This is a genomic window from Sinosporangium siamense (genome assembly GCF_016863435.1).
Taxonomy (GTDB): Bacteria; Actinomycetota; Actinomycetes; order Streptosporangiales; family Streptosporangiaceae; genus Sinosporangium; species Sinosporangium siamense.
Map to the genome: position 1 here is coordinate 1 of NZ_BOOW01000069.1, position 2,921 is coordinate 2,921.

2 protein-coding genes are annotated in these 2,921 nt (G+C 71.1%); both read right to left on the minus strand.

The features are described from left to right. Window positions 1–1,353, minus strand: a 1,353-nt coding sequence (locus Ssi02_RS38380; protein ID WP_239130435.1) for a condensation domain-containing protein, incomplete at its 3' end; no start/stop codon positions are given. A 26-nt stretch (window positions 1,354–1,379) separates the two neighbouring features. After that, window positions 1,380–2,921: condensation domain-containing protein (locus Ssi02_RS38385; protein WP_239130436.1), on the minus strand; the 1,542-nt coding region annotated here is incomplete at its 5' end.

The window sequence follows — 2,921 nt, forward strand, 5'->3', positions numbered from 1 at the left end:
ATCATTTCCGGCCCAGCGGGAGAGGCGCTCGAGCTCGTCGGTGGCTGCCACGCCACCGCCGCCTACGGTGGCCTCGGGGTCGGCCATGTGTTCCAGCATTCGCGTCAGGCGCCCGAGGATGGCGGTGGCGGTCTCCCGGCTGAAGATCTCTGGAAGGTGGTCGAGTTTGAGCACCACCTCGCCCGTTTCCACTGGAGCCACCACCAGCGTCAGCGGATAGTGGGCGACCTCCAGGCCCGGGTTCGCCCGCATGGTCAGGGAGCCCGGCATGGGCTCGCCGGAGGCATACGGGTAGTTCTCGTAGATGACCAGGGTGTCGAACACCGCCCCCTGCCCCGCCGCCTTCTGGATCTGCGTCAGGCCGAGGTACTGATGATCCATGAGCTCGACCTGCTGCTTTTGCAGGTTCTTCAGCAGGTCCAGCACCGAGAGGCCGCCATGGAGCCGGGCCCGCACCGGCACGGTGTTGATGAACATCCCGACCATCCGCTCCACGCCCGGCAACTCCGGCGGGCGCCCCGCGACGGTAGTCCCGAACACCACGTCCGTCCGCCCGGACAGCCGCGCCAGCAGGAGCGCCCAGGCGGCCTGGAACACCGTGCTCAGCGTCAGGTCGAACGTACGGCAGAGCTCGGCGAGCATCTTGGCGAGTGCCGGCGGCAACTGTGTGATCACGCTCTCCGGCAGCGTGGCCACCCGAGCGGGATCGGCCGGGGCGACAAGGGTGGGCTCTTCCGCGCCGGCCAGCTCGGCCCGCCAGGCGGCGAGGCTCGCCGCCTTGTCCTGCCGGCCCAGCCAGGCCAGGTAGTCACGGAACGAATGCTCCGGCGGCAGCTCGTCACCCGAGTAGACAGCGGTGACCTCACTGAAGATCAACGGCATGGACCAGCCGTCGATGACGAGGTGGTGGCTCGTTAGGACGAGGACGTGCCTGTTCTCGGCCAGTCTGATCAGCAGCAGCCGCAGCAGCGGCGCCCGTGTCAGGTCGAAGCGCTGCTCCCGCTCAGCTGCGGCCAGCTCCTCGACGGCGCGGGTCACCTGATCGGCAGGGCTTCCGGCATCGACCAAGTCGGACAGGTCCTCCTCGCGCCACGGCGGCCTGGCATCCCTGGCGATGGTCTGCACGGCTTGCCCGGACCCGCGCCACCGGAAGCTCGCCCGCAGCGACGCGTGCCGAGCCACGACGGCCTCCCACGCCGCGCGGAACCGTGCCGCGTCCAGCGGCCCGTCCAGGTCGAGGGTCCGCTGGCTCTGGTAAACATCGGGGCCGTCCTCGTCGAAGGATGCGTGGAACAGCATGCCTTCCTGCAGCGGCGACAGCGGCCATACGTCTTCCATTCGGGACCGGACCATGATGTCTCCTGCGATCGGTTCTGGGGCTATCGGTCGTCGGCGACATCGGCCGAGAAGTCGGCTTCGAATGCGTCGATGTCGTCCTGGTCGAGGGTGAGGAGGTCGAAGTCGGATGCGGTGTGCCCGCCGGCTGTGGGCTCGCCCGCGTGCCTGGCGAGCCCGGACAGCATGTCCTTCCACGCCGTGCCGAGCGCCTCAGCGTCCTGCAGCAGGCGCCCGGCCCAGGTGAGGACCAGCGTCAGCTCGGACCGATCGCCGCGTCCTGAGACGACCGCGCCCGCCGTCAGTACATGTGGCAACGGCATGCCGGGGTCGGCGGACCCGCTGATGACCTCTCCGTCCCCGGCGAGGTCCCCGGCGAACTGACCGAGATAGTTGAAGCCGATCCGCGGCTTCTGCAGCGCCGCCAGCCTCTGCGCGGTCTCGGGGTTGAGGTGGCGCAGCAGCCCGTAGCCCAGCCCGTCACCGGGTACGGCTCGCGCCTGCTCCTTGACGCGCTTCAGCAGCCGCCCGGCCTCCGGGGCGCCCGCGGCCACCTGCTCCGGATCAAGGCCTGCGACGTCCAGCCGCACCGGATGGACGCTGGTGAACCAGCCCACCGTGCGCGTCAGGTCCAGCCCGCCGACCGGATGCCGGCCGTGCCGCTCCACGTCCACCAGCGGTCCTGTCCAGCCCGGCCGCCAGGCGGCCACGGCAGCCGCCAGCGCGGCCAGCAGCACGTCGTCGACGCCGCACCCGTACGCCGGTGCGGCCTGCTCCAGAAGCGCCGCGGTCTGCTGTCGCGGCAACGTCCACGAAGCGTGGCGTGCGCCGGCGAAGGTGTCGCGCGCCGGATCCAGGGCCGCCAGCGGCGGTTCGTGGACGTCGAGGAGCGCCGTCCACTCCGCCAGCTCGGCGACTCGCCGCGGGCTGACCGCCTCCTCGGTCAGCAGGTGTGCCCACCGCCGGAACGAGGCCGGCACCGGGTCGAGCACCGGACGCCGTCCGGCCACGACCGCCTCCCAGGCGTCCTGGAGATCCGGCAGCAGGATGCGCCAGGACACTCCGTCGACCACCAGATGATGGCCGGCCACGGTCAACTGCCCCGGCGAGCCGGGCAGCCACGAGATCGCGATCATCTTGCCCGCCGTCGGGTCCAGCACTCCCGGGGCCTCCTCGCCGATCCGCACCAGATCGGCCGCCTCCACGGATCCTGGTTCGCCGGCTACCAGCCGCCCGCCGACCACCCGAGCCCGCAGCATGTCGTGGGTGTCCAGAACCTCTTGCAGGCCGCTCACCAGTGCCTCGCGCGTCAGTCCTACGGGGGCCGGCACGGTCAGCCATTGCGCGAATCCGGGCCGCAGCGCGCCCTCACCTGCCGCCCGCATCACCGGCGTCCACGGCACCTCACCCGCACCCACGTCCCTCTGGCCGGGGCCGGGTTCCGCCTCCGGCGCCCGGTCCGCCAGTGCCGCGAGTCGTTCCGGAGTCTTCCGCTCAAAGATCTGCCGAGGCGTCAGCGAAAAGCCCGCCCGGCGAGCCCGCGCCGCAAGCTGCATCGAGGTGATCGAATCACCGCCCAGCGCGAA